Origin of the sequence: Streptomyces sp. MBT65 (assembly GCF_016612545.1) — a bacterium.
In the GTDB taxonomy this organism is placed as follows: Bacteria; Actinomycetota; Actinomycetes; order Streptomycetales; family Streptomycetaceae; genus Streptomyces.
The window spans coordinates 1-5,474 of sequence record NZ_JAENRY010000422.1; the positions used below are offsets into that span (position 1 = coordinate 1).

Annotated in this window: 5 protein-coding genes; 2 read left to right on the top strand and 3 right to left on the bottom strand. The window is 69.4% G+C overall.

Annotated elements, in window-relative coordinates:
• Positions 1 to 615 precede the first annotated feature (615 nt).
• Positions 616 to 1,611, top strand: coding sequence for a tryptophan--tRNA ligase (trpS, locus tag JHN63_RS46925; protein WP_200691254.1), 996 nt, complete (start codon positions 616 to 618; stop codon positions 1,609 to 1,611).
• Positions 1,612 to 1,632: 21 nt separating this feature from the next.
• Here trpS and proC read toward each other — a convergent pair whose 3' ends face one another.
• The 3 genes from proC to JHN63_RS46940 form a co-directional block, all read right to left on the bottom strand.
• Positions 1,633 to 2,442, bottom strand: a complete 810-nt coding sequence (proC, locus tag JHN63_RS46930; RefSeq protein WP_200691255.1) for a pyrroline-5-carboxylate reductase — start codon at positions 2,440 to 2,442, stop codon at positions 1,633 to 1,635.
• Between the two features lie 77 nt (positions 2,443 to 2,519).
• Positions 2,520 to 3,323, bottom strand: coding sequence for an ABC transporter permease (locus JHN63_RS46935; protein WP_200691256.1), 804 nt, complete (start codon positions 3,321 to 3,323; stop codon positions 2,520 to 2,522).
• Entirely contained in the window at positions 3,320 to 4,141 is an 822-nt protein-coding gene (locus tag JHN63_RS46940; protein ID WP_374223011.1) for an ABC transporter ATP-binding protein, read from the bottom strand. Before JHN63_RS46940 ends, JHN63_RS46935 begins: the two co-directional genes overlap by 4 nt.
• 438 nt (positions 4,142 to 4,579) lie before the next feature.
• Between JHN63_RS46940 and JHN63_RS46945 the strand changes: the two genes are divergently transcribed.
• Positions 4,580 to 5,474 (top strand): SulP family inorganic anion transporter (locus JHN63_RS46945; RefSeq protein WP_200691258.1); only part of this gene is annotated, 895 nt, incomplete at its 3' end.

The window sequence follows — 5,474 nt, forward strand, 5'->3', positions numbered from 1 at the left end:
CCTCTCGGGCTTTCCTCCGGGCTTTTCCCTTCGGTCTTGCGTTTCCGACTCTATCAGACCGTTTCCGGTCCCGATTTCCTCGGTGCTTTCCAGGTTTCCGCTTCCGCGTTTCCCTTTCCGGCGGTTCCGACTCTACCAGATCCTTTCGGGCCTGATTCCCAGTCAGAGTGGGCTGCCTTCCCGGCCCTTGGGCCGTTCCGACGAGTGAGACTTTAGCGGATTCCTGAGTCCCGAGCGAATCGGGGGGTGCGTCCTTTCGAACGCGGATTCCTCATTTCGCAAATACGCATGCCAAAAAACGCGACGACGGATCGTCGATTCTTTGTAGGTACCTGCGGAATGGCTGTCCGGGGACCGACCGGGGTCGGCGCTCACGTCGGACAACTCGGAGAACACTACGTACGTGGTCGAGGCGTGTCAACTCCACTCCGGAGAGCACTGCGGAGGCGTACGCTCTGTCATGTGACCACACATACGTGCACCCAACAGTGGTGGGCCGCCTGACGGCGGCCGTACACACGTATGTACTCAACGGCCGCCGCATCGGCGGCCGTTCGTGTTTCTCCCTCCAGAGGGTCGGCCGGGGTGCGGCGGTCTCTATCAGGAGGTGGAGAGATGACACGGGTCTTCAGTGGGGTCAAGCCGACCGGGCACCTGACGCTGGGGAACTATCTGGGCGCCATCCGTCGGTGGGTCGACGTGGATCAGCGGCAGAGCGACGCCCTGTTCTGCGTGGTCGACCTGCATGCGCTGACCGTGGACCACGATCCGGCACGGGTGCGCAGGCTCACTCGGCAGGCGGCGACATTGTTGCTGGCGGCCGGGCTGGATCCCGGGCTGTGCACCGTGTTCGTACAGAGTCATGTGGACGAACACACGCGGCTGTCGTACGTCATGGAGTGTGTGGCCACTGACGGTGAAATGCGGCGGATGGTCCAGTACAAGGAGAAGGCCGCGCGTGAGCGGGAGCGCGGTGGGAGTGTGCGGCTGTCGTTGCTGACGTATCCCGTGCTGATGGCAGCGGACATCCTGGCGTACGGGACCGACGAGGTGCCGGTCGGGGACGACCAGACGCAGCATGTGGAGCTGGCGCGGGATCTGGCGGTGCGGTTCAACCAGCGGTACGGACATACGTTCGTGGTGCCTCGGGCCACGCGGCCGGGGGTGGCGGCGCGAGTGATGAATCTGCAGGAGCCGACTTCGAAGATGGGGAAGTCCGACGACTCCGGGCCGGGGATCGTCTATCTGCTGGACGAGCCGGACGTCGTACGGAAGAAGGTCATGCGGGCCGTGACCGACAGTGGGGCAGAGGTCGTCTACGACCGGGAGGCTCGGCCGGGGGTGGCCAATCTGCTGGAGATCCTGGCCGCTTGCGCAGGTGGGAACCCCGAGGACTTGAGCGGTGTATATGAGTCGTACGGAGCGTTGAAGAAGGACACCGCGGACGCTGTGGTCGAACTGCTCAGGCCGGTGCAGGAGCGGCACAAGGCGTTGTGCGCGGATCCCGCTTATGTGGAGGGGGTGTTGCGGGATGGGGCGGAGAAGGCGAGAGCGATGGCGAAGCCGATGGTCGATACCGCGTATCGGGCCATCGGGCTTCTGCCTGCGTAGTCCTACGGCCTTCCGGCCGTTCTAGCTGTTTCCGGAGGCCAGTTCGCGGCTGCGGTCGCGGGCTGCCTCCAGGGCGGCGATGAGTGCGGCGCGTACGCCGTGGTTCTCGAGTTCGCGGATGGCGTTGATCGTCGTGCCGGCGGGCGAGGTGACGTTCTCGCGGAGCTTGACCGGGTGTTCGCCGCTGTCGCGGAGCATGACGGCGGCGCCGATCGCGGACTGGACGATGAGGTCGTGGGCCTTGTCGCGCGGGAGGCCCAGCAGGATGCCCGCGTCCGTCATGGCTTCGACCAGGTAGAAGAAGTACGCCGGGCCGGAGCCGGAGAGGGCGGTGCAGGCGTCCTGCTGGGACTCGGGGACGCGGAGTGTCTTGCCGACGGCGCCGAAGATCTCGTCGGCGTGCGCGAGGTGGGCCTCGGTGGCATGGCTGCCGGCGGAGATGACGGACATGGCCTCGTCGACGAGGGCGGGGGTGTTCGTCATGACCCGGACCACCGGGGTGCCGGTGGCCAGGCGCTCCTCGAAGAACGAGGTGGGGATGCCCGCCGCGCCGCTGATGATCAGGCGGTCGGCGGGGACGTGCGGGGCGAGTTCGTCGAGGAGGGTGCCCATGTCCTGCGGCTTGACCGTGAGGATCAGGGTGTCGGCACTCTTCGCGGCCTCGGAGTTGGTGACCGGGGTGACTCCGTGGCGGGCGCGGAGTTCCTCGGCACGCTCGGGGCGGCGGGCGGTGACCAGGAGGTCGGCCGGGGCCCAGCCCGCTCGGATCATTCCGCTGAGCAGGGCTTCGCCGATCTTGCCGGTGCCGAGGACTGCGACTTTCTGGGTCATGGGGTCATCCTCGCACCGGTGGTGCGCCCTTGAGACGGCTGTCCGGCTGGCGGAACAACACCTCCGGGTGACCACCTCTATGCCGTGCGCCTCCTGAGGGTGGCCGCGCCCAGGCACAGCACCAGCAGGGCGCAGCCGGCCACGATCAGGGCGTCGCGTACGAAGGTGGCGGTCATGTCGGTGTGCTTGAGGACCTCGTTCATGCCGTCGACGGCGTACGACATGGGCAGCACGTCGGAGAGGGCCTCCAGAGCGGGGTGCATCTCGGAGCGGGGAGTGAAGAGGCCGCAGAGGAGGAGTTGGGGGAAGATCACCGCCGGCATGAACTGGACGGCCTGGAATTCGGAGGCCGCGAAGGCCGAGACGAAGAGGCCGAGGGCCGTGCCGAGCAGGGCGTCGAGGAGGGCGACCAGGAGCAGGAGCCAGGGGCTGCCGGTGACGTCGAGGCCGAGGAACCAGACGGCGAGGCCGGTCGCCAGGGCGGACTGGATGATCGCGAGGAAGCCGAAGGCGAGGGCGTAGCCGGCGATCAGGTCGCCCTTGCCGAGCGGCATGGCGAGGAGGCGTTCGAGGGTGCCCGAGGTGCGTTCGCGCAGGGTGGCGATGGACGTGACCAGGAACATCGTGATGAGGGGGAAGATGCCGAGGAGTGAGGCGCCGATGCTGTCGAAGGTGCGCGGGCTGCCGTCGAAGACGTAGCGCAGCAGGACGAGCATCACGCACGGGATGAGGATCAGCAGCGCGATCGTGCGGGGGTCGTGGCGGAGCTGGCGCAGGACCCGGGCGGCGGTCGCGGTGGTGCGGGCGGCGCTGAGGGCGCTGGTGGGTGCGGGCGCGCTGCGTGTCGTGTCGACCGCGGTGGTGGGGGGTGTCGTGCTCATCGGGTCGTCTCCTTCTGGCGGGCGGTGGCTACGGCCTCGTCGACCAGGTGGAGGAAGGCCTCCTCGACCGTGTCGGAGCCGGTGTCGGCGCGGAGGGCGTCAGGGGTGTCGTCGGCGAGGATCTCGCCCTCGCGCATCAGGAGGAGGCGGTGGCAGCGCTCGGCCTCGTCCATGACGTGGGAGGAGATGAGGAGGGTGGCGCCGCGGGCGGCGGCGATGTCGTGGAAGAGGGCCCACAGGTCGCGGCGGAGGACGGGGTCCAGGCCGACGGTGGGTTCGTCCAGGACGAGGAGTTCGGGGGTGCCGAGGAGTGCCACGGCCAGGGAGACGCGGCTGCGTTGGCCGCCGGAGAGGTTGCCGGCGAGGGCGTCGGCGTGGGTGGTGAGGTCCACGTCCGTGATCGCGCGGGTGACGTCGTCGTGGCGGCGGGTGGTGGCGGCGCGGCCCGGGTCGAGGATCGCGGCGAAGTAGTCGAGGTTCTGACGGACCGTCAAGTCGTCGTAGACGGAGGGGGCTTGGGTGACGTAGCCGATGCGGGTGCGGAGGGTGGGGTGGCCTGCGGGGCGGCCGAGGACGTTGAGGGTGCCGGTGACCTTGGCCTGGGTGCCGACGATCGAGCGCATGAGGGTCGACTTGCCGCAGCCGGAGGGGCCGAGGAGGCCGGTGATCTGGCCTCGCGGGACGGTGAAGTCGAGGGCGTGCAGGACGGTTCGGGGGCCGCGGGCGACGGTGAGGGCTTCGGCCTGGACGGCGGGGGCGGGGTCCGTGCCGGGTGAGGTGTCCGGCGATCCGGATGGACCGGGAAGGTAATTCATCATGTGATGAATAATGCTCCCGCGGGGCGGGGTCGTCAAGCGGGTTCGGGGGTGATGTCGTCGAGTGGGGGCGGCGGTGCCGTTGGGCATGTTCGGGCGGGTTCGCGCGGGTTCGGTGGTGCCGTCGGACGCGTTCGGGCGGGTTCGGCGGTGTCGCCCGGTCGGTGTGCGGGTGGGTTCGGCGGTGGCGGCCGGTCGGTGTGCGGGCGGTGGCGGCCGGTCGGTGTGCGGGACGGCGCAGGCGCGTGGCGGCGTGATCGGAGTGGGGGGCTCCGGTATGGACGCCTCCGTGTTCACGGGGTGGGCACATCAATCGGGTGCGCGGCCAACTCCCTTTCCCGACAATGGATTTCAGTTCGCCGTGCCCTCCCCCGGTGTGGCGCCCACGCATCTCCTGTCTGGCTCTGTCCTGTCTTCGGAGGTGCCGTTGTCATGAGTGTCATGCGAGTCGTGTGTGTCGTGCGTCGTGGTGTGAGCAAGGCCGATCTGTTCGCTTCTCTGGTCGTCTTTCTCGTCGCGCTTCCGTTGTGTGTGGGCGTGGCGATCGCGTCCGGGGTGCCGGCCGAGTTGGGGCTGGTCACCGGGATCGTCGGCGGGCTCGTCGTCGGGGCGTTGCCCGGTAGCGGCCTTCAGGTGAGCGGGCCGGCCGCCGGGCTGAGCGTGCTCGTGTACGAGGCGGTGCGGGCGTACGGGATCGAGGCGCTCGGGGTGCTGGTGTTCGCGGCCGGGGTGGTGCAGTTGGGGCTCGGGGTGCTGCGGCTGGGGCGGTGGTTCCGGGCCGTGTCGGCGGCCGTGGTGCAGGGGATGCTCGCCGGGATCGGGCTGGTGCTGGTCGCCGGGCAGGTGTATGCGCTCGGTGATGTGGCCGCGCCGGCGGACGGGCTCGGGAAGCTCGCCGGGCTGGTGTCGTTGCCGGGGCTGGTGGATCCGGTGGCGTTGTCAGTGGGCGGTGCCACCATTGCCGTACTGCTGCTGTGGCCTCGGTGGCGGCGGGGGGCTCGGTTGGTGCCGGCGCCGTTGGTGGCGGTGGGGCTGGCTGCCGCGGTGACCGGGGTGTTCGACCTGTCGGTGCGGCGGGTGGAGGTGCGGGGGCTGGTCGGTGCCGTGCGGGTGCCGGAGTGGGGGGATTTCGGGCGGCTGACGGAAGTGGGGGTGATCGGGACGGTCGTCGCGTTCGCGTTGATGGCGTCGGCGGAGTCGTTGTTCAGCGCGGCGGCGGTGGACCGGCTGCACCGGGGGCCGCGGACGGACTACGACCGGGAGTTGATCGCGCAGGGCGCGGGGAACGCGGTGTGCGGGGTGCTCGGGGCGTTGCCGATGACCGCGGTGATCGTGC